The 21,048-nt window shown below is 54.4% G+C and carries 18 protein-coding genes and 1 pseudogene; 15 read left to right on the top strand and 4 right to left on the bottom strand.

The features are described from left to right. The 6 genes from sufB to K6K13_RS12510 all read left to right on the top strand — a co-directional run bounded on the left by sufB (position 1) and on the right by K6K13_RS12510 (position 6,670). Positions 1–1,497, top strand: a complete 1,497-nt coding sequence (gene sufB, locus K6K13_RS12535; RefSeq protein ID WP_222157332.1) for a Fe-S cluster assembly protein SufB — start codon at positions 1–3, stop codon at positions 1,495–1,497. 108 nt (positions 1,498–1,605) lie between these two features. Next, a complete protein-coding gene (sufC, locus tag K6K13_RS12530) occupies positions 1,606–2,352 on the top strand; it encodes a Fe-S cluster assembly ATPase SufC (protein WP_222157331.1) in 747 nt (248 codons plus the stop codon). Beyond that, positions 2,327–3,628 carry a Fe-S cluster assembly protein SufD gene (sufD, locus tag K6K13_RS12525; RefSeq protein ID WP_222157330.1) on the top strand — a complete coding sequence of 434 codons (1,302 nt, stop codon included), beginning with the start codon at positions 2,327–2,329 and terminating at the stop codon, positions 3,626–3,628. The genes sufC and sufD overlap by 26 nt, the downstream gene beginning before the upstream one ends. Further along, positions 3,628–4,851 carry a cysteine desulfurase SufS gene (gene sufS, locus K6K13_RS12520; RefSeq protein ID WP_222157329.1) on the top strand — a complete coding sequence of 408 codons (1,224 nt, stop codon included), beginning with the start codon at positions 3,628–3,630 and terminating at the stop codon, positions 4,849–4,851. The genes sufD and sufS overlap by 1 nt, the downstream gene beginning before the upstream one ends. A gap of 103 nt (positions 4,852–4,954) precedes the next feature. Next, positions 4,955–5,371: a cysteine desulfuration protein SufE gene (sufE, locus tag K6K13_RS12515; RefSeq protein WP_222157328.1), complete on the top strand. Its 417-nt coding sequence runs from the start codon at positions 4,955–4,957 to the stop codon at positions 5,369–5,371. Between the two features lie 285 nt (positions 5,372–5,656). Continuing rightward, positions 5,657–6,670: a L,D-transpeptidase family protein gene (locus K6K13_RS12510; protein ID WP_222157327.1), complete on the top strand. Its 1,014-nt coding sequence runs from the start codon at positions 5,657–5,659 to the stop codon at positions 6,668–6,670. 214 nt (positions 6,671–6,884) lie between these two features. On the opposite strand, the gene K6K13_RS12505 is transcribed toward K6K13_RS12510, so the two are convergent. The 3 genes from K6K13_RS12505 to K6K13_RS12495 form a co-directional block, all read right to left on the bottom strand. Continuing rightward, complete coding sequence (locus K6K13_RS12505; RefSeq protein ID WP_195312335.1) at positions 6,885–7,121, bottom strand: major outer membrane lipoprotein; 237 nt, start codon at positions 7,119–7,121, stop codon at positions 6,885–6,887. Positions 7,122–7,487: 366 nt separating this feature from the next. Continuing rightward, positions 7,488–8,900, bottom strand: coding sequence for a pyruvate kinase PykF (gene pykF, locus K6K13_RS12500; RefSeq protein ID WP_222157326.1), 1,413 nt, complete (start codon positions 8,898–8,900; stop codon positions 7,488–7,490). A gap of 648 nt (positions 8,901–9,548) precedes the next feature. Beyond that, positions 9,549–10,001 (bottom strand): hypothetical protein, encoded by a 453-nt coding sequence (locus tag K6K13_RS12495; RefSeq protein ID WP_222157325.1) that lies wholly within the window; start codon positions 9,999–10,001, stop codon positions 9,549–9,551. A 250-nt stretch (positions 10,002–10,251) separates the two neighbouring features. Between K6K13_RS12495 and K6K13_RS12490 the strand changes: the two genes are divergently transcribed. Beyond that, the gene (locus K6K13_RS12490; protein WP_222157324.1) at positions 10,252–10,722 is read left to right on the top strand and encodes a MarR family winged helix-turn-helix transcriptional regulator; all 471 of its coding nucleotides are present in this window, start codon (positions 10,252–10,254) and stop codon (positions 10,720–10,722) included. A gap of 71 nt (positions 10,723–10,793) precedes the next feature. Continuing rightward, entirely contained in the window at positions 10,794–11,900 is a 1,107-nt protein-coding gene (locus tag K6K13_RS12485; protein WP_222157323.1) for an NADH:flavin oxidoreductase, read from the top strand. Positions 11,901–11,963: 63 nt separating this feature from the next. On the opposite strand, the gene yqhD is transcribed toward K6K13_RS12485, so the two are convergent. Continuing rightward, complete coding sequence (yqhD, locus tag K6K13_RS12480; RefSeq protein ID WP_222157322.1) at positions 11,964–13,115, bottom strand: alcohol dehydrogenase; 1,152 nt, start codon at positions 13,113–13,115, stop codon at positions 11,964–11,966. A gap of 80 nt (positions 13,116–13,195) precedes the next feature. Between yqhD and K6K13_RS12475 the strand changes: the two genes are divergently transcribed. The 7 genes and pseudogenes from K6K13_RS12475 to K6K13_RS12445 all read left to right on the top strand — a co-directional run bounded on the left by K6K13_RS12475 (position 13,196) and on the right by K6K13_RS12445 (position 21,035). After that, positions 13,196–14,287, top strand: a complete 1,092-nt coding sequence (locus K6K13_RS12475; protein WP_434064574.1) for an AraC family transcriptional regulator — start codon at positions 13,196–13,198, stop codon at positions 14,285–14,287. Between the two features lie 325 nt (positions 14,288–14,612). Next, positions 14,613–15,131: an Hcp family type VI secretion system effector gene (locus K6K13_RS12470; protein ID WP_222157321.1), complete on the top strand. Its 519-nt coding sequence runs from the start codon at positions 14,613–14,615 to the stop codon at positions 15,129–15,131. Positions 15,132–15,333: 202 nt separating this feature from the next. Further along, positions 15,334–17,058, top strand: coding sequence for a type VI secretion system Vgr family protein (locus K6K13_RS12465; RefSeq protein ID WP_222157320.1), 1,725 nt, complete (start codon positions 15,334–15,336; stop codon positions 17,056–17,058). After that, positions 17,039–18,187, top strand: a pseudogene (locus K6K13_RS12460) (Tle-like phospholipase domain-containing protein); the annotation flags it as partial. The gene K6K13_RS12465 and the pseudogene K6K13_RS12460, both read left to right, overlap by 20 nt. Before the next feature lie 140 nt (positions 18,188–18,327). After that, positions 18,328–19,026: an ankyrin repeat domain-containing protein gene (locus tag K6K13_RS12455; protein WP_222161072.1), complete on the top strand. Its 699-nt coding sequence runs from the start codon at positions 18,328–18,330 to the stop codon at positions 19,024–19,026. 150 nt (positions 19,027–19,176) lie between these two features. Next, positions 19,177–20,121 (top strand): DUF4123 domain-containing protein, encoded by a 945-nt coding sequence (locus K6K13_RS12450; protein WP_222157319.1) that lies wholly within the window; start codon positions 19,177–19,179, stop codon positions 20,119–20,121. Continuing rightward, on the top strand, positions 20,118–21,035 hold the full coding sequence (locus K6K13_RS12445) for a DUF4123 domain-containing protein (RefSeq protein WP_222157318.1): 918 nt from the start codon (positions 20,118–20,120) through the stop codon (positions 21,033–21,035). The genes K6K13_RS12450 and K6K13_RS12445 overlap by 4 nt, the downstream gene beginning before the upstream one ends. Positions 21,036–21,048: the final 13 nt, after the last annotated feature.

Raw genomic sequence — 21,048 nt, 5'->3', positions numbered from 1 at the left:
ATGGCGCGTAGCAATGTAGATGTACCTGATGATGTACAAATCTGGATGGGGGATGGCCGCTACAAAGAGGGCTTCTTCACCGAACTGCCTACTGATCAACTGGGCCGTGGCGTCAATGAAGAGGTGGTGCGAGCGATCTCCGCCAAACGCAACGAGCCCGAGTGGATGCTGGAGTTCCGTCTCAACGCCTACCGCGCCTGGCTGGAGATGGAGGAGCCGCACTGGCTAAAAGCGCACTACGACAAGCTGGACTATCAGGAATACAGCTATTACTCGGCGCCGTCTTGCGGTCACTGTGATGACACCTGCGGCTCTGAACCTGGCGCCAAGCAGCAGTCCAGCATTGCCGAGGTGAACAGCTACCTGACCGCTGAAGTCGAAAATGCCTTCAATCAGCTCGGCGTGCCGGTGCGCGAAGGGCAAGCCGTGGCGGTAGATGCGATTTTTGACTCGGTATCGGTGGCGACTACCTACCGTGAAGAGCTGGCGCAGCAGGGGATTATTTTCTGCTCATTCAGCGAGGCGATTCAGGAACACCCCGATCTGGTGCGCCAATACCTTGGCACGGTGGTGCCTGCCAACGATAACTTTTTTGCCGCGCTCAATGCCGCGGTGGCCTCTGACGGCACCTTTGTCTACATACCGAAAGGTGTGCGCTGCCCGATGGAGCTCTCCACCTATTTCCGTATCAATGCGGCCAAGACCGGACAGTTCGAGCGCACCATCCTGATCGCCGATGATGACAGCTATGTCAGCTATATCGAAGGGTGCTCAGCCCCCGTGCGCGACAGCTACCAGCTGCACGCCGCCGTGGTGGAAGTGATCGTCAACAAGAACGCCGAAGTCAAATACTCTACGGTTCAGAACTGGTTCTCCGGCCAGGATGCCAAAGGCGGTATCCTTAACTTTGTTACCAAGCGCGCACTCTGTGCCGGCGAGTATGCCAAGATGTCCTGGACCCAGTCTGAAACCGGCTCTGCCATCACCTGGAAATACCCGAGTGTGATTTTGCGCGGAGATAACTCGGTGGGAGAGTTCTTCTCTGTTGCGCTGACCAGCGGACATCAACAAGCGGATACCGGGACCAAGATGATCCACATCGGTAAAAACACCCGCTCCACGATTATCTCCAAAGGGATCTCGGCCGGGCACAGTGAGAACACCTACCGCGGTCTGGTAAAAATCATGCCGACTGCCACCAATGCGCGTAATTTCACCCAGTGCGACTCGATGCTGATTGGCAGCGACTGCGGCGCACATACTTTCCCGTATGTGGAAGTGCGCAACAACAGCGCGCAGTTGGAGCATGAGGCGACAACTTCACGCATCGGCGAAGACCAACTGTTCTATTGCCTGCAACGCGGTATCAGTGAAGACGACGCCATTTCGATGATCGTGAACGGATTCTGTAAGGACGTGTTCTCGGAACTGCCGCTGGAATTTGCCGTGGAAGCGCAGAAGCTCCTGGCAATCAGTCTGGAACACAGCGTCGGCTAAGGGCGTCGCAAAATAAAAATGCAGCGGGGTGCCGAATGTCAATCTGATAGCACCCTACGCGAATTGATGTTATCAGGCGTGCTCGGCATGACGCCGCAAGGATAAACTATGTTAAGCATTAAGAATTTACACGTTAGCGTTGAAGGTAAGGCCATCCTGAACGGACTTAACCTCGAGGTGAAACCCGGTGAAGTTCACGCCATTATGGGACCTAATGGTTCTGGTAAGAGTACGCTTTCCGCCACGCTCGCAGGCCGTGAAGATTATGAAGTGAACGACGGGACGGTAGCGTTCAAGGGCAAAGACTTGCTGGAGTTAGACCCGGAAGATCGCGCCGGAGAGGGCATCTTTATGGCCTTCCAGTACCCGGTTGAGATCCCCGGTGTCAGTAATCAGTTCTTTCTGCAAACCGCCGTCAATGCCGTGCGTAAATATCGCGAGCAGGAGCCGCTTGACCGGTTCGATTTCGCTGATTTTATTGAAGATAAAATCAAGCTGCTAAAGATGCCGGAAGATTTGTTGACCCGTTCGGTTAACGTGGGTTTTTCCGGCGGTGAGAAAAAACGTAATGACATTCTGCAAATGGCAGCGCTGGAGCCAGCGCTGTGTATTCTGGACGAGACGGACTCCGGGCTGGATATTGATGCGCTGAAAATTGTGGCCAACGGCGTTAACGCGCTGCGTAACCAAGAACGTGCATTTATTATCGTGACGCACTACCAGCGTATTTTGGACTATATCCAACCTGATTATGTGCATGTGCTCTATCAGGGGCGTATCGTCAAATCGGGCGATTTTTCGCTGGTGAAACAGTTGGAGGAGCAAGGCTATGGCTGGCTTACCGACCAACAGTAACACGCTGGCTGAAAAACAGGCCAAAACGCTCCAACAGTGGCAGGCGTTGTTTACTGTGTCACGCGCGGCCGATGCACCCAGTGCGCAACATCACTGGCAGGAAGTGATGCGACTCGGTTTGCCGGGGCGCAAACATGAGCATTGGAAATACACGCTGCTGGATGGGTTGCTGGCGCAGCAGTTCAGCGCGCCAGCAGCCGTGACCCTTAATGACGATACGTTGACGGCACACGCACTGGCGCTGGAAAGTTGGCGCCTGGTGTTTGTTGATGGCCTCTTCAACGCGGCGTTGAGTGATGCGCAGTGGGGGCCTTACCAGATTGCGGTGAACGCGCCCCATGCGGCACCCACCGATCTGGCGGCGGTTCAACCCGAACTGTTTTTGCACCTGACGGAAAGTCTGGCGGAGCAGCACACGGCCATCCGTTTACCGGCCGGATGTCAGGCGGAGAAACCGCTGTATATTCTGCATATCAGCAGTGGACAGTCTGCCAGCCTGAACATGGCACACCAGCGCCACCATCTGTATGTCGGGGCGGGAGCCAGCGCAGAGATTATCGAGCACTACGTCAGTGTGGATGACAAGGCGCATTTCACCGGTACGCGCCTGACGGTGCATGCCGCGGCTAATAGCCAGGTAGAACACCTCAAGCTGGCGTTTGAGGCTGCCGCCAGTTACCACTTCGCCCACAACGATCTGGTATTGGAGCGGGATGCGCGCGTGCGCAGCCACAGCTTCTTGTTGGGTGCCGGATTAACCCGACACCACACCAGCGCACAGATTAACGGTGAAGGCGTCAATCTTTCTATCAATAGCCTGATTTTGCCGATTGGCAATGAAGTGTGCGACACCCGCACCTACCTTGAACATAATCAGGGCCATGGTGAAAGCCGCCAACTGCACAAGGCGATTGTCAGTGACAAAGCCCGGGCGGTGTTTAACGGTATGATCAAGGTCGCGCCGGGGGCATTGAAGACTGACGGACAGATGACCAACAACAACCTGCTGCTGGGGCGTCTGGCAGAAGTGGATACCAAGCCACAGCTTGAGATCTACGCCGATGATGTGAAATGCAGCCACGGTGCTACGGTTGGACGTATTGATGACGAGCAGATGTTCTACCTGCGTTCGCGCGGTATTTCACAGCAGGATGCACAGCAGATGATCATCTATGCGTTTGCCGCGGAATTGACGGAAGCGCTTAACGACAAGCTGCAAGAAGCGGTGTTGCAGCGTATTGCGTTGCGCCTGCCGAACGCGGCAGGAGTGGCCTGATGAATTATCCGATTGAACGTATTCGCCGCGATTTCCCGGTGCTGGCGCAGCAGGTCAACGGGCAGCCACTGGCCTATCTTGACAGTGCCGCCAGCGCACAGAAACCGCAGGCGGTGATTGACCGGGAAGTGGCGTTTTACAGTAATGAATATGCCGCGGTACACCGTGGCATTCATACGCTAAGCGCACAGGCGACCAGCGCGATGGAAGCCGTGCGTGAACAGGTTGCTCACTATATCAATGCGGCCTCGGCGGAAGAGATCGTCTTCGTGCGTGGTACCACGGAAGCGATCAATCTGGTCGCCAACAGCTACGGCAGTGCTTTTATTCAAGCCGGTGACAATATTTTGATCACCGAAATGGAGCACCATGCCAATATCGTGCCCTGGCAAATGCTGGCGGAACGCCAAGGCGTTGAGCTGCGCGTGCTGCCACTCACGGCGCAAGGCACGCTGGATTTAAGCCAGTTGGATTCGCTGCTGGATACGCGTACCCGCTTGCTGGCCGTGGCTCAGGTCTCTAACGTACTGGGCACGGAAAACCCGCTGGAAACCTTGATTGCGCGGGCGCGGGCAGTTGGCAGCACGGTGCTGGTGGACGGTGCGCAGGCGGTGATGCATCAGCGTGTTGACGTGCAGGCGTTAGACTGTGATTTTTATGCATTTTCCGGCCACAAACTGTACGGCCCCTCCGGTATTGGCGTGCTGTATGCCAAGCATGCGCTGCTCAATGCCATGCCGCCGTGGGAAGGGGGCGGGGCGATGATTCGTGACGTCAGCCTGACGCAGGGCACTCGCTATGCCGATGAGCCGTGGCGTTTTGAAGCAGGATCGCCCAACACGGGCGGGATCATGGGGCTGGGCGCGGCGTTGGATTATGTCTCCACCATTGGGCTGGACGCTATTCACGATTACGAAACGGCGTTGATGCACTACGCGCTGGATGCGCTGAGTACGGTACCGGATATCACTCTCTACGGTCCGGCGGAGCGAAAAGGCGTGATTGCCTTTAACCTCGGCAAGCACCATGCCTATGATGTCGGCAGTTTCCTTGACCAGTACGGTATCGCCATTCGTACCGGCCATCACTGCGCGATGCCATTGATGGCTCATTATGGCGTGCCCAGTATGTGCCGTGCCTCATTAGCGGTTTATACTACCCGCGAAGAAATAGATCGGCTGGTTGCCGGACTTCAGCGTATTCATCGTTTGCTGGGAGGCTGATAAGCCTCCAAGCGCGCCCACGCATCCCCTTGTCTTTGTTTTCTGGTGTTTTCGCCAGGCGGCAATGGGATGGGCGTGCATACCAGCCTGTTGGGAGGAATTCATGGCAAGCTTGCCAGAGCCAGAAAAATTGTTGCGAAATTTTTCGCGTTGCAACAATTGGGAAGAAAAGTATCTGTATATCATTGAACTGGGGGGGCGTTTAGACCCGTTGCCAGAACAGTGGCGTCAACCCGAGAACCTGATTGCTGGATGTCAGAGTCAGGTATGGATAGTGATGACGCGTGATGAGCAGGGCCACCTGGTTTTTAGCGGTGACAGCGATGCGGCTATCGTCAAGGGACTGGTTGCCGTGGTTTTCAGCCTGTATCAAGCATTGACAGCACAGCAAGCACTGGCGCTTGATGTACGGCCTTTCTTTGCGGAACTGGCGCTGAGCCAGCATTTAACGCCCTCGCGCTCACAGGGACTGGAAGCGATGCTGCGCGCCATTCGCGCCAAAGCGTCTACTCTGGTCTGAACCTGCCAACCAGCCCGTTTACAGCGGGTTGGTTCACTCAAACATGGCGTTTGCGCGCCGACCGCCTGGCTTTTCAGATTACCCCACTGGTTATTACCAGAAACTCCTTTTATTCTGTCGTGGTGCTTTGTCAAGAACTGCATATTAACGCATTGATTAGCAAATAAAACCTGTGGATGTTTTTGGCATGCTACACTTGCAGAATCCGACGGAAGTGGCCGCATTCAGGCCCCGGCTGGTATCAATGGCAAACGAATAATAACGTCAACCTGTATAGATTTTCGTATGAAGCGTATGTTTACATTTTTGGGTATGGTACTGGCGACCTACCTGGTAGGAAGCTCGGCGGCGAGCGCCACCGAATACCCATTACCCCCGGCTGGTAGCCGACTGATCGGTGAGAACATTGCCTACCCGGTGCCGCATGATGGTCGGCCGCTGGAAGCTATTGCGTCCGATTTTAAAATCGGCTTGTTGAATATGCTGGAAGCCAATCCCGGCACCGATCCCTATTTGCCGACGCCGGGATCCACCTTGACCATCCCGACGCAGATGCTGCTGCCGGATACGCCGCGTGAGGGCATTGTGGTCAATCTGGCTGAACTGCGCCTTTACTATTATCCAAAAGGGAAGGGTACCGTTATCGTTTTCCCGATCGGTATCGGTCAGCAGGGGCGTAATACCCCGTTGATGGTGACGTCAGTCAGTGAAAAACGGGCTAATCCGACCTGGACGCCGACGGCCAACATCCGTAAGCGCTATCTGGAAGAAGAGGGCATCAAACTCCCGGCGGTGGTTCCTGCGGGGCCGGATAATCCGATGGGGCTGCATGCCCTGCGTCTGGCGGCCCATGGCGGTGTCTATTTGCTGCACGGCACTAACGCTAATTTTGGTATTGGCATGCGTGTCAGTTCCGGCTGTATTCGTCTGCGTGCCGATGACATTGAATGGTTATTTAATAATGTGCCGGTAGGCACTCGCGTGCAGATCATTAATGACGCGGTGAAAACCTCGGTTGAACCTGACGGCAAACGTTATATTGAAGTGCATCAGCCGCTGTCTAAATCCGCCAAGGACGATCCGCAAACCATGGCAATCCCGCTGAATAAACAGATTCAGAGCTTTATTCATGCGGTGGAAACGGATAGCCAAATGGTGGGTGATGCGATTGTGCGCCGTTCCGGGATGCCGATTCTGGTCAGCACCGGGCAAAGCGTCGAGCATTTTCAGGAACCTGCGTTAACGGCACCTGAAACGCATCAGGCTGCGCCAATCTCTTCAGCCAATGCATCGCAGTAATTAACAGATAAAACGCGCTCAGCGCTCGTTGAGCGCGTTTTAACGCCATTCCATGCTGCAAGTCGGAAATATCTTCTTCCAATGACAGATTGTCTGAATCGTGTGACGCGCGTCAGCGGGTTGCGGGGGCGGTAACGACGTGTGCTGAATAAGCAAAATGGCAGGCAAAAAAAATGGCGCACACTGTGCGCCATTTTCACTACTTAACCAATTCTTACTTTTTGTAAGTACGAACTTGGTTGTCCAGACGCTGGTTAGCACGAGCTGCGTCATCTTTAGCAGCCTGTACATCAGCGCGGATTGCGTTCACGTCGTTGCTCAGTTGATCAACTTTAGCGTTCAGAGTCTGAACGTCAGAAGACAGTTGGTCAATTTTAGCATTGCTGGAGCAGCCTGCCAGCAGAGTAGAACCCAAGATTACCGCGCCCAGTACCAGTTTAGTACGATTCATTCTTAATACCCTCTAGATTGAGTTAATCTCCATGTAGCGTTACAAGTATTACACAAAGCTTTTTCTAATGAGAATAAATTTTTGATGAGAACATGCTTAATTTTGATCGTTCGCTCAAAGAAGCAGCGAGTTTTACAGAGTAGTTAAAAAAGGAGTGAAAACAGCGGTATTTTATGATGCGAATTGGAGATATATTCTGCGGAAATAGGTGGGCGAAAATAGCACTTATTTTCTGAGTGTAGTCGATTGATAACATAAAAATATAAAAAAGCGCCAATTTCGGCGCTTTTTTACTATCGGTCATTCACTCACGATCGAAAGTTTACTGGCTGCCACGCCCTTAACGGCAACAGCCAGTGGAAACGATCAGAGACGGTGCACGGATGCCGTGTTGGTCGTGCCACTGGAAACCAGTGCACCAGAAACCATGACAACAACATCACCCGGCTGTGCGTAACCGCTTTTCAGCGCCGCTTCTTTACCAATGCGGTAGAAGTCGTCGGTAGAAGCGATTTCGCTCACCAGCAGCGTATCAACGCCTTTGCTCAGCAGCAATTGACGCGCCGTGATGGCATTGGTGGTCAGTGCCAGAATACGCGCGTGCGGGAAGTATTTGCGGATAGATTTCGCAGATTTACCGCCGCTGGTCGCTACCACGATTAGCGGCGCATCCAGCTTTTCTGCGGTTTCTACTGCGCCGCGGCATACCGCTTCGGTGATGCGCATTTTGGCAGAGTCTTGCTGTGCATCCAGACGTGCATTCATGACCACGTCAGTGCGCTGGCAGATGGTTGCCATGATGGTGACGGCTTCCAGCGGGTATTTCCCTTTGGCACTTTCGCCAGACAACATCACTGCATCAGTGCCATCGATAATGGCGTTGGCCACGTCGCCTGCTTCTGCGCGGGTTGGGCGCGGGTTCTTGATCATGGAATCCAGCATTTGGGTGGCAGTGATAACCACTTTACGTGCTTTGTTGCATTTCTCGATCATCATCTTCTGCGCGAAGATAACCTCTTCAACCGGAATTTCCACACCCAGGTCGCCACGGGCAACCATGATGCCGTCAGACGCTTCCAGAATGTCGTCAAAGTTGTTCAGACCTTCCTGGTTTTCGATTTTGGAGATGATCTGAATGTTTTCGCCACCGTGCGCTTTCAGGTGTGCGCGGATCTCTTCAACGTCTGAACGTTTACGAATGAAGGAGGCCGCCACGAAGTCAACGCCTTGTTCACAGCCGAAAACCAAATCGCTCTTATCTTTTTCAGCCAGTGCAGGCAACTGAATAGATACGCCCGGCAGGTTCACGCCTTTCTTCTCACCCAGGTCGCCGGTGTTCAGCACTTTACAAACCACTTCACCATTGTTAATGGCGGTGACTTCCATACCAATCAGGCCATCATCCACCAGAACGGTGTTGCCGACGGACAGGTCAGTGGCGAAACCTTCGTAGGTGACCGCAACGCGTTCTTTGTTACCGATAACCGTTTGGTCAGTGGTGAAGGTAAAGGTCTGTCCTGCGACCAGGCTAACGTCCGCACCGTTTTCCAGTTTCATGGTACGGATTTCTGGCCCTTTGGTATCCAGCAGAATGGCGGCTTGTTTACCCGTCTTCTCGATAACCGCGCGCATGTTTTTGATACGCTGCCCGTGCTCAGCATAATCCCCGTGTGAGAAGTTAAGACGCATCACATTCATGCCCGCATTCAGCATGTTGGTCAGCATTTCCTCTGATTCGGTTTTCGGACCGATAGTACAAACGATTTTAGTCTTTTTCATACGAGTGTTTTCTACAAGTTGTGATGGATAAAAAATCATAAGTTCGCAGGCACCGGGTACGGAGCCGACGACGGGAATGTGTTTGCGAGTCCAGAGTGAATAATAATTGTAGCGGGTAACAATGAATGAAAGATGATGGACGTGGCCTGTTACCACTGACGGTAAGCCGAGTGCGGGGATGTGCTGCAACCGTGTCGCTCGCCACCGGTAAAACGCATTTTTCAACCTTAAGCGCGTCTCGGGGAGTTATGTTTGCAGTAACAGTGTCTAATCGTAGTCTTTTCGGCACGTCGATTTGCTGAAACCATTCAATGAAACAACGTTTCGTATTATAGTTATAACGCATGGGGAAACAAGATAATTACGCTGCTAAGATAGCGCGTTTTCTTGTGTTTGCGCAAAAAAACTAACGATTTTGTCATTTTCCCTCATTTTCTTTCTTTTTATTGCGCAACTGCACAGTGGTGAGTTTGCGTTGCGCCCTGTCGCTGCGCTCACTGGGCGCACGGGGAGTCTGCGGTAAACGACTGGTGCGATGATGAGCGATATCTGGGTGTGCAAGTGAAAAAAGGCCGTGTTTCTGTCTAAAAAACGCGGCCTGAGTACGTTTCATGTGGTTTTCTGTTCGTTGAACCTGAAGCGCTTTGTTTACCGGTTTTCCAAACCGTGTGCCTGACGTTCCGTACGAATCTGGTTTTCATTATCACGTAGGTAACCATCAAGCTGCATCAGGCCGGCACGCACCTGCTGCCATTGGTCTGCATACTGTGCTTTAGGTGTGGTAGGGTTAGGGTGAGCGGCATCCCATGCCAGCGCTTTGCTAATCGCAGCACGCCAGTCCTTGGGTGAACCACCCGCCCATTCATTGATGGCTTGTCCAAGGGTAGCATTAAGGGCATCCATAGCCGCAGGTTCACCATCGGGCGGCAGTTCGGGGTGTGCCAGTAAATGGTAGCGCCAGCGCAATTGGCCGACATAAAACCAGGTCACGGCTTCATCCTTATGGCCGGTTTCAAACAGTTGCTTGGCGTGCAGATAGAGCTCGCTGGGATGTTTTTTGGCTAAACTGTCATCCGTATCTTGTTGCGATGCAGTTGTCATGGTGATATCCGTGGCAGCAGGCGCTGCATGTACGCATGCGGTGAGCGTTGCCAAAAGCAGGGTTGATAACAGGCGTTTCACGCTGACTCCAAAGAGATAGAAAAAACATGAGCTTATCGCTAATCTGGTTCGAGTGAAACCGTAAATATACACCTATTATGCGTGTTATTGGTCGGATAATGGACCAATACCGCGATCTTCCTGATGTAAAAATGTTGTATATACAATGGTTGCATATACAATTAACGACATGAAAAACACAGACACGTCTCAGGGCTGTACCAACCTCAAGCTGCGCCAGCTTACGCGGATGGTGACGCGACATTACGATCATTACGTTGCGACATGCGGGTTGAAAAATACCCAGTATGCGCTGTTGTCGTATGCAGTGAGCCTGGAGCCTGTCCGCCCCGTCGATCTGGCCCGACACATGCAAATGGATGCCTCTACGTTAACACGTAATATGCAGCCTTTGGTTGCGCAAGGATGGCTAACAATTTGTGCCGGGAATGACGCTCGCAGTCGTCGGATTGAAGTGACGACGGCAGGGCGTGAGAAACAGGCGCAAGCGCAACGGGTGTGGCAGGAGGCGCAGTTGACGATCGTGGCACAACTGGGGGCTGAACGGGTGGCTGCGCTGCATCAACTGCTTGAAGAGTGCATTGATTGCCTTGATAACGGCGGCGAAGATGCCTCCGAGCCACCTCACCAATGCCCTTGATGCTGCCTGTCTTGAGAACTGACGGTGTTTACCTCACTTCGTGAACGTTAATCGTTAAAAAGGAAAGGTCCATGTCAGACAATATCTTGTTCACTCCCTTTACGTTTAAAGGGTTGCAACTGCCTAACCGAATCGTGATGGCACCGATGACGCGGGGTATGGCGAAAGCGGGAGTTCCTGGCGCTGAAAATGCGGAATATTATCGTCGTCGCGCACAAGGCAACGTAGGGCTTATCCTGACGGAAGGCACGGTGGTGAACCGTCCTGCTTCGCGCAATATGGCGGGTATCCCTTTTTTCCATGGTGACGCTGCGCTGGCCGGGTGGCAGGGTGTTGCCGATGCCGTTCATGCGGCAGGCGGTAAAATTGGCCCTCAAATTTGGCACACGGGCTCGACACGCGCGGGAGAGTGGGAGCCGGAAGCGCCAGTGGAAAGCCCTTCAGGGCTGGTTGGACCGGATGCTCCGCGCGGCGTGGTGATGAGCGAGGAGGATATCGCTGACACCGTGTCCGCCTTTGCCCAAGCGGCAGCGGATGCCAAACGGTTAGGGTTTGATACGCTGGAACTGCACGGTGCACATGGTTATCTGATTGACCAGTTCTTCTGGCCGGGAACCAATAAACGTACCGATGCTTACGGCGGAGCAACCATCCGTGAGCGTTCTCGCTTTGCGGCGGACATCGTGCGTGCCGTTCGCGCGGCCGTTGGTCCTGATTTCCCGCTGATCCTGCGCGTCAGCCAGTGGAAACAGCAGGATTATAAAGCGCGTCTGGCAACCTCACCGCAAGAAATGACGGAGTGGTTGGCGCCGCTGGTTGAGGCGGGCGTTGATATTCTGCACTGCTCTCAACGTCGCTTCTGGGAGCCGGAGTTCCCGGAAATTGACGGCGAGCAGGGGTTGAATTTTGCCGGCTGGGCGAAGAAGTTAACCGGTGCTGCCACTATCAGCGTCGGGTCGGTGGGATTAAGCTCTGACTTTTTTGCTGCCTTTGGCGGTGAAGGATCGGGTGCGGCGGCTTTGGATAACCTGTATACGCGTATGGAGCGGGACGAATTTGATCTGATTGCCGTAGGGCGGGTTCTGCTTTCTGATGCGCACTGGGCAGAAAAAGTTGAGTCGGGCCAGACGGGTTCTCTACGCGGATTTAATGCGGCTGATTTGGCCGTACTTGCCTAAAATACCGCTATGACAAAGGGAGCCATTGGCTCCCTTCGCAGACACAGCAATGAGGGGCGGCGCTTAACGTGCCGCTTCGTAGATCTTCTGACTCACTTCCGGCGTAATATCCGCGTGTTCCCCGAGCGCCGTCATGCCGTGCTCTTTCAGTTTGGCAACCAGCGTCGGAATGGTGCTGCCATCCAATTGATAATCCGCCATGTGGGTTGGCACGCCCATTTTCTCGAAGAATGCACGCGTGGCCGCGATAGCACCATCAATGCGCTGCTCTTCGCTACCTTCACGCAAATCCCACACGTGCAGCAGTTTGGCACGCTTTTGCGCTTTTTTCGCTTGCAGCAGGCTAGGTAACACGATCGCCAGCGTTTGCGCATGGTCAAGCCCGTGCAATGCGGTCAATTCATGGCCCATCATATGGGTAGCCCAATCCTGCGGCACGCCAGCACCAATCAGCCCGTTTAGCGCCATGGTGGCACTCCACATCACGTTGGCCCGGACTTTGTAATTTTCCGGTTCGGTCAGCGCACGTGGGCCTTCTTCAATCAGCGTTAACAGCAAACCTTCAGAAAAACGATCCTGCACTTTGGCATCTACCGGATAGGTCAGGTACTGCTCAACGGTATGCACAAACGCATCGACAACGCCGTTGGCAACCTGGCGCGGCGGCAAACTGTAGGTAACGACCGGATCGAGCACGGCAAACAGGGGGAAGGTGTAGGGGGAGAAGAAGGGCAGCTTATCACCCGTGGTTTTACGACTGATAACAGCACCATTGTTAGATTCAGAACCGGTTGCTGGCAGAGTCAGCACGCAAGCCATTTTCACGGCATTGGTCACCTGTGCGCCGGTGGTTTCCAAAATATGCCAGGGATCTTGCGCGGCTTCATAGTGTGCAGCGGCAGCGATAAATTTGGTGCCATCGGCGACGGAGCCACCGCCCACTGCGAGCAGAAAGTCGATGTCTTCGGCACGTACCACCTCAACGGCTTTCATCAGCGTTTCATAAGACGGGTTCGGTTCGATACCGCCGAATTCACGCACATCACGGCCTTCCAGCGCCTGATAAACCTGATCCAGTACGCCGTTACGCTTGATGCTACCGCCACCGTAAGTGATTAGGATGCGCGCATCAGCAGGAATTTCTTTGCCTATTTCGGCAATTTTGCCTTCACCAAACAGAATTTTGGTCGGGGTATGAAGTGTGAAATTTTGCATAGGTAATTATCCAGTTCAACGCCTTGATAAGGAATCCCGGGTAACGCTTGTGGGAGATGGATACCGATCGTTCAGTATGAATGATGTGGGCTATTATCGGCACCTGGCCGTGGGCATTCAATGCACATTTCTGTTGGGTTATTGCCTATTTCTACAATCACTCGGAGAATTGGGTGATAAAATATGGCATTTTTGTCATGTTGTTTTCCTATTATAGAGACGGTGCCACCCCGTATGAGGCCTTACCGATGACGCGTGCCCAAAACAATCCGGTGTTTACCAAGATAATCACGCAGGCGCTTAGCTACACCACTCAGCACTGGGTTACACCTTCGCCGATAGCACAGGTAAAAATCCTTTATGCGGACCAGCCCCATCCACGTGTACCGGTGATGTATGATCCGACGATAGTTATCCTGTTTCAGGGCAAAAAGATTGGCTATGTGGGGGATACCGTTTTTCAGTATGACGCAGAAAACTATTTGTTGATGACAGTGCCGTTACCGTTTGAATGTGAGACGGTTGCCAGTGCTGAACACCCGTTGGTGGGCATCTCTATCCGGATCGATCCGCAGGTACTTCAGGCATTGCTGCTGGATATCGGCGATGATGATAGCGTTATTCGCCCGTGCTCAGGCTCTTGCGGTGTGAACAGTGTGCCGTTCACCGAAGAGATGCTGTGCGCCGTTGAACGCCTCTTCGATGCGATGAAAACCCCCCGTGATGCCCGAGTGCTGGGGCCGATGATCGTCAAAGAGATTACCTATCATATCCTGTGCGGGGAGGGGGGCGCGGCGTTGCAGGCGCTGGTTAACCGCCATACCCATTTCAGCCAGATCGCTAAGGCGCTGCGCCGTATTGAAAATCACTATGCGGATAGCCTTAATGTGGAGCAACTGGCGGCAGAAGTAAATATGAGCGTGTCCGCGTTTCATCATAATTTCAAGGCGGTAACCAATACCTCACCGCTGCAATACCTGAAGTCTTACCGGCTGCACAAAGCGCGCCTGATGATGCTCAATGACGGCGTGAGGGCAGGAGCGGCGGCGGTGCGCGTTGGGTATGAAAGCGTGTCGCAATTCAGTCGGGAATTTAAACGCTACTTTGGCGCAACGCCAGGTGATGAAGTGGCGCGACTGAAAGTCACCAATATGGCGGTTGAAGAGAGCTGAGATAGCCAGACCGCAGAATCGGCGGACTAACGAATAAGAGGAAGGGATAAAGGGCGTTAAGCGGTACATGGCATTTTTTTTGGCCTCTGTATCAGCATAACTGCACATTCTGCGCAACTTCTTGCTCACTTTCTGGTGTAAATCACTTTTTACGCAATGAATGCCGTTTTTTCGCGAGGTCTACGCAATTTCTTGCTCAGGTTTGGCGTACGGGAAAGGGGGTTCAGGTAATTATCATTTAAAAACAATAAGATAAAAACTGGCATGCGAGTTGCTATGCGAACGGTGCAATGACTAAACCCGTTCAATAACAAGGAGCAATACCATGCCAACTCCATGCTATATCAGCATCGAAGGAAAAACGCAGGGCAATATCACCGCAGGTGCCTTCACCTCTGATTCCGTCGGCAACATCTACGTGCAGGGCCACGAGGATGAAATGCTGGTTCAGGAATTCAAACACGTAGTCACCGTACCGACTGATCCGCAATCAGGCCAGCCTTCCGGCCAACGCGTCCACAAGCCGTTCAAATTTACCGTCGCGCTGAACAAAGCGGTCCCGTTGATGTACAACTCGCTGGCCTCCGGTGAAATGCTGCCGACCGTGACCCTGAAGTGGTACCTCACTTCCGTGGAAGGCAAGCAAGAGCACTTCTTCTCTACCGTGCTGACCGACGCCACCATCGTAGACATCAACTGCCAGATGCCGCATTGCCAGGACCCGGCAAAGCTGGACTACACCCAGCTTATCGAAGTGTCTCTGGCCTACCGCAAAATCGACTGGGAGCACACCGTTGCCGGAACTTCGGGTTCTGATGACTGGCGTGCGCCGGTCGAAGCCTAAGCGCAGAGGCATAACCCGGCCCTGTGCCGGGTTTTCTGCGTTTGTGACTGCAACCGTTTTGATTCATCAGCACCACCACAAGCACGGGCGCTGTGCACTGGGTTAACCCAACGCACAGCGTCATGACAGAAGCAACGACGAACCGGTCAGCCATCGGGGCGTGCGGTAGCCATGGCAGGGCGAAACAATAAGGAGATAACAGGTGGCAAATAGCACAGGATTACAGTTCACCGTGACACTCGGCACGCTGCCAGCAAGCACGTTTGCGGTGGTGGATTTCAGGCTTGATGAGGGATTGAATCGTCCCTTTAGCTTGTCACTGAGTCTGGCCAGCGCTCAGCCAGACATTGATTTCAGCGCCGTGTTGGACCAACCCTGCGAGCTGTTGGTATGGTTCGACGGTGAACTTCAGCGTCGCGTCAGCGGTATCGTCAGTGCCTTTACCCAAGGCGATACCGGTTTTCGTCGCACCCTCTATCAGGCAGAGGTGCGTCCGGCCTTGTGGCGCGCGGGCCTGCGCACCAATGCGCGCATTTTCCAATCGCAGAAGCCGGATGCCATTATCAGCACCTTGTTGCAGGAAACGGGTATTAGTGATTTCGCTTTTGCGCTGCGCCATGAACATGCTGAGCGCGAATATTGCGTACAGTATCGTGAAAGCGATCTGGCATTTATCAGCCGTCTGGCAGCGGAAGAGGGAATGTATTTCTTCCATGAGTATGAAGCAGGCAAACATCGGGTGGTGTTCGCCGATGATGCAGGGGCGTTGGCGAAAGGCCCTGGGCTGTTTTTCAATCTGGCGGCACAGGGATTGTCAGAAGGCGCTTACGTCAGGCGTTTTCACTATGCGGAACGCGTCAGTACGGCGGAAGTTGCGCTGAAAGACTACAGCTTTAAAACCCCTGCCTATGGATTGATGCACAACAATCTGAGCCGGGATTTGGCGCATCAGCGCGAAACCTATCAGCACTATGATTATCCTGGCCGTTTTAAACAAGACCCGAGCGGAAAGGCATTTAGCGCTTTCCGGCTGGATGCGCTGCGTGCCGACGCCGTTACTGCCACCGGAGAATCCAACTGTGCGGCATTGATGCCCGGCAACACGTTTACGCTGACGGAGCATCCACAACAGGCGCTCAACATTGTGTGGCAAACGGTGTCAGTGACGCATGTTGGTCAGCAGCCTCAGGCTTTGGAAGAGGAGGGCGGGGGCGAGCCCACGACGCTAAACAACGTATTCTCTGTGGCGAAAGCCAGTACGACCTGGCGTTCAAACCTGCCGTTTAAGCCGATGGTGGACGGCCCACAGATTGCGACAGTAGTCGGTCCGGCTGGCGAGGAGATCTACTGCGATAATTTTGGCCGCGTCAAACTGCAATTCCCCTGGGATCGTTACGGCGCCAGTGATGATCAAAGCTCCTGCTGGGTGCGTGTCAGTCAGGGCTGGGCGGGCGGTCAGTATGGTTTGATTGCTATTCCGCGCATTGGGCATGAAGTGATCGTCAGTTTCCTCGAGGGCGACCCGGATCAGCCGATTGTGACGGGCAGAACCTATCATGCCACCAACCCGACGCCGTATTTGTTACCGGAACACAAGACGCGTACCACGTTGCGCACCGACACGCACAAGGGCAGCGGTTTTAACGAATTGCGTTTTGAAGATGAAGCCACGCGTGAGCAGATCTATCTGCATGCGCAGAAGGATCGCGACACGGTGGTGAACAATATTCACCGGCAAAGCATTGGACGGGATCAACACCTGAATGTGGCGCAGGACCAGTTTCAGCGCGTTGACCGCCATCGTCACCGTACTGTTGGTCAGGATGATTTCGAGCAAATCGGTCAGGACCATCACCAAACCATTGGTCGCAATGTTATCCAGCGCATCGGCCAGTCCCTGAAACGCTTTATCGGCGCGGGTTGGTGACGCTATCGGCTGCGGTGGCGCCGTTGCCGCAGGCAGTGGCGATGTGATTATTGGTAGTACGCCTTATCAGTCTCCGGTCAAGGCGTGCGCGGAACAGTCCGCAAAAAATTGTGCCCCACTGCTGGCTTTGACGCCGATGCTATTGCCTACGTTGATGGAGTGGGCACCATCGGCGGAGTTGCCGATGATGGATGAGCTGTTGACGTTGGCGCAACGCAAAGATCGCTATCTGGCGCGCGCCAAACTGGCAACCGAGGCGACATCCTTGCCGGGACTGGTGGATGCCGCGAAACGTCTGGCGTTCAACAACGACAATATTCTGCGAGCGGAAGCTGCACAGTATGTTTACTCGGTGGATGAATTTCGGCGCGGTGTAATGGATCAACTACCGAAAGCACCCGTCGGGCTGGAACTGTTGGATACCAGCAAGCTGCCCGGCTTGGCGGCGAGCGACTTTACCGATAGCAAAACCGGCTTTGGTGCGGCACTGCTTAAATCAGCGGTGAATGGAGAAACCATGCTGACTTACCGGGGCACCAACAATGCGGTGACTGGTGTGCAAGATTGGGTGACGAATGCCAGCCAGGGGATGGGGATGAAATCCGACCAATACAACCAGGCGATGTACCTGGCAACCAAGGTAAAGGATGTTCTCTCTCCAGCACCGGTCATTGTTGGTCATTCGCTCGGCGGCGGACTGGCTTCCGCTGCCGTCAGCGTCACCAAACTGCCGGGATTTACCTTCAATGCAGCGGGATTGCATGAAAACACGGTGGCGCGTGCTGGAGGATCATCGCTGGTCGATACCGCTACGCTGATTAAAACGCAGGCGGTGGATGGTGAGATCCTCACCCTGGTGCAAAACTACGCTACCCCATTGTTGCCGGGCTTGCTTTCCGGAGCGGGAGCATTAGTTGGCGGCAATGCCGGCGCTGCAATCGGCGCTGTGATGGGGGTAGCCAAGTTACTGGACGGCGCGTTGCCGAAAGCGAGCGGAGAGATGTTATCTCTACCAGACTCCGGCGGGTCGCCATTGGCCCGTCACGGTATGGATCAGGTGATTGCCGGTATTGAAAATCAGAAAAAAGAAGACATCGGACAAATCACCAGCACCTTCGGGGGGATGTAATGCAATGGTTAGTCAGATACAAAGCGCTAGTGCGCCGTGGGTTATGGCCTGCTGTTGGGCTAACCCGCCGCACGCGGGTAGCATGGTTGGGAGCAATACTGATCGGCCTGCTTACGGCTTGTCAGGCAGGAGGGCACAGTATGGATGCCAGTGAACTGTTTTCCCCCACAGTAGTGGCGGTGTTGCACAGCGTTCAAAAAGGTGACGCGGCAGGCGCTCGTTATTCACTGAGTCAGGGCACCGATCTCAATGTTCAGGGCAAAGAGGGGGTGACGCCGCTGCAATGGCTCATCTACCAAACCCAGGATAAACGTGCAGTGCAACAGGCACTGACGCTGGGGGCCGATCCCAATTTCAAAGATGGCGCCGGTGATAGCGCGGTCAATACTCTTGCGGGCGCGAAAGATCCCGAATGGCTGCGCCTCATGCTGGATGCAGGTGGTAACCCGAATGCCATCGGCCGGCGTGGACAACCCGCGCTGTTTGCAGCTATCGGCGAAGATCGCTGGGACAATGTGCGACTGCTGATAGCGCGCGGTGCTGATATCGAGCTGGCTGATGAGGCGAAAACCACCAGTGTGCATTACGCCGCGTATTTGAACAAATATCAGATGGTGCACTGGCTGATTGAGCAGGGCGCGCAGGTCGAAACCTATTCCGCGACGGGAAGCAGTCTGGCATGGCGCGTGTACGAAAGTGTATCCATTATGGCGCAGCAATCACCAGAATATCCCTGGCTGCTTAAGGTGCAGCAGCAATTGCGGGATAAAGGTGTGTCCTTCCCGCCGCGCTCTCCGGCGCAGATGCGCGCACAGTGGGAAAAAGGCCGCACGCCGTAACCTCACAACCCATTTAAACCTTTTTGTCACCTTGTTATCAGGTTTTGTCCTGCGTTTTTTCGGCGCAGGACACTTCCCGGCACCTCACATTCATGCGTTAGCGACGAATGTATTCCACAGAACATGACGAATTCAGAAAACATAATAACGATGACAAACGGCTTTACCCTGTTTGACATCAGCCAGCGTGCAGCACCCTTGTACGCCGTGATATCCCTGCTGGATTATCCGGAACTGCCCGAATATTGGCAGGCATTTCAGCTCGCTGCGGCGGGAGTTTGGCGGCAGTTGCAGTTTACGCCGCGAGCCGAAGCTTGGCAGCGCTGGGCGCCTCTGGTGGTTCAGATAGAGGAGGGCAAAGCGGGAGAGACGCTGGTGCACTGGCTGGAGGAAACCGCTGCGGCGGGGCACGGCGGGGTGACGCTGTTCAGTGGCCCATTGACGCTGCAACAGGCCGCAGAACTTTGGCAGCAGCGTATTTCCTGCCTGTGGCCGGAGGGAACAGTAGCGATTTTTCGCAGCGATGCACCCGCGGTGCTCTTCGGTTGGTGGCACACGCTGGATGCGCTGGCACAGCGGGCGTTTCTTGGCCCGATGACACAACTCTATCTCCCCGTGATTGATGATAAGCGGTGCTATCGCCTGCTGGCGCAGCAAGATACACCGGCAACCGTACACGCCGATACGTTCTACCAGATTCAACTGACGCCAGAGCAGTATGCGCTGCTCGCGCATGACAACCGCCTGCACCGTTTGGCCAATGAACTCTTCCTTTATGCGAGCACACTCACGGCGTTTCCGCTTGATATCGAGGTGGTCAAACAGCGCTTTCTCAGTGGCATTGTGCTGGCAAAACAGGTTTACCCCTTAGCGGGTGAAGCGGAGTGTGAGGCCTGGTCCGTACACCGTTGGGTATTGGGCAGCGAATTTTACCACCATCCGGCTTTTATCTCTCTCACCGAACACCACACGCTGGCAGACAGCTTGCGGATTTTTAAGTCCGCGCCTGAACACCTTCACTGTGTGCGTCTTCATTATCATCGCCCCGGTTGGATGCGGGGCGACTTACCCGACATTTCGGAGGTTGCGCTGTGAGTGTTTCCCCCCCGTTTTTAGCCTTAGTTGAGGAAGATGACGCCGCCTGGCAAGCACGTCTGGCTCAGGGTGGCTGCTTTGTGATTGCGGAGGCCGCACTCAACGATGCCGTGCCCTGGCTGTCTGAACGCTGGGGAGGCAACCTGGATCAAACACGGGTGTATTGGGGCGCGGCCAGTCGTGAGCACGCGAGCATTTCGCCTTACTGCATTCCGGTGCACAGCGCCAACTGGACACAAGTGCGAGAGCATCTGTTGGTACAGGACGGCTGGGGCATGGGAATGCAACTGGCGTGGTTTATGCGGACCTATGCGCCGCGTGATCAACTGATGGCGCTGGTGAAGCACTTTCGTCAGTGGAGCCTGATTTCGCCGCCTTCTGGCGAGAGTGCCATTCTGCGTATCGGTGACTGGCAGGTGGTGAAGGCATTGCTCGCTGTCAGCACGGCACAAGAGGCCAATGCCCTCTATGGCCCGGTCGCCAGCTACTGCGATATTGCGCCATCAGGCCGCGTTCAAATTCTGACGCTGACGGCGCGCGCACCGCATTCTGTGCCGAATAGCCTGCCGCGCCAACTGAGCACAGCGCAATGGCACGCGTTGCTGGAACCCGCACAGCGGCAGGAACTGGCGCGCTATACGGCGCATTTGCGCACGTATCACACGCGTTGGAAGGATGCGCCGGAGGACGCGTTGCTGGACTTTACCCGCCGGCATATGGCGCAGGCGCAGCAAAACGGGTTCAACAACGATCGCGACATTGTGCGTTGGCTGGCACTGGCCACCGAACTGGCGCCAGATTTTCCCCAACAGCCTTGGGCGCAACCTCTCCTGTCGCAGCCGGAAAACATTGGCATTAAAAGTCGTATGGATCGCCTGTATCAAGTCGCGATTGATCAACTGGACGACGCGTAATAAGGACGTCATG

Origin of the sequence: Symbiopectobacterium purcellii (assembly GCF_019797845.1) — a bacterium.
In the GTDB taxonomy this organism is placed as follows: domain Bacteria; phylum Pseudomonadota; class Gammaproteobacteria; order Enterobacterales; family Enterobacteriaceae; genus Symbiopectobacterium; species Symbiopectobacterium purcellii.
The sequence above is the reverse complement of the archived record's forward strand: the minus strand, read 5'-3'. Positions and strand labels throughout refer to the sequence as shown.